We start from the raw sequence: 477 nt of genomic DNA, 5'->3' as shown, positions 1-477 counted from the left end.
CCCTGAAGATCGCCGGACACTTCGCCCGTACTAATAAAAATCCGCTTTGAGTCGAGCCTGATCGACTCCTCGCTTTTCACTCTTCACTCCTGACTTTTGCCCGCTTGCCCGGAATCACGCCGCGCCGATCGGGAAGCTGCGTTTGCTCTAAAAACTGGCGCAGGTGGTGCAGCGGTTCACTATCTGGCAGTAAATCGAACTGGGCGATCGCCTCGTTTAAGGTCAAGCCCGATCGATACAGCAGGCGAAACGCTTTTTTTAGAGCCGTCAGTTCGACTCCGGCGCGTTTGAGTCCGATCAGGTTGAGCGATCGCACCCGCGCAGGATTGCCCTCGACCAGCATGTAGGGCGGCACATCGCGCTCAATTCGGCTCATGCCGCCGATCATCGCCATCCGCCCGACCCGCACAAACTGGTGGACGCCGATCAGTCCGCTAAACCTTGCGCCCGACTCGACATAGACATGACCTGCCAGCG

The 477-nt window shown here is 58.3% G+C and carries 1 pseudogene; it reads right to left on the bottom strand.

The annotated features are described in order from the left end of the window. Window positions 1-76: 76 nt before the first annotated feature. A pseudogene (locus D7Y13_RS42330) lies at window positions 77-477 on the bottom strand (hypothetical protein); the annotation flags it as partial.

This window comes from Corallococcus praedator (assembly GCF_003612125.1).
Lineage (GTDB): Bacteria > Myxococcota > Myxococcia > Myxococcales > Myxococcaceae > Corallococcus > Corallococcus praedator.
Note: the sequence above shows the minus strand (reverse complement) of the source record. Positions and strands in the feature narration are given on the sequence as shown.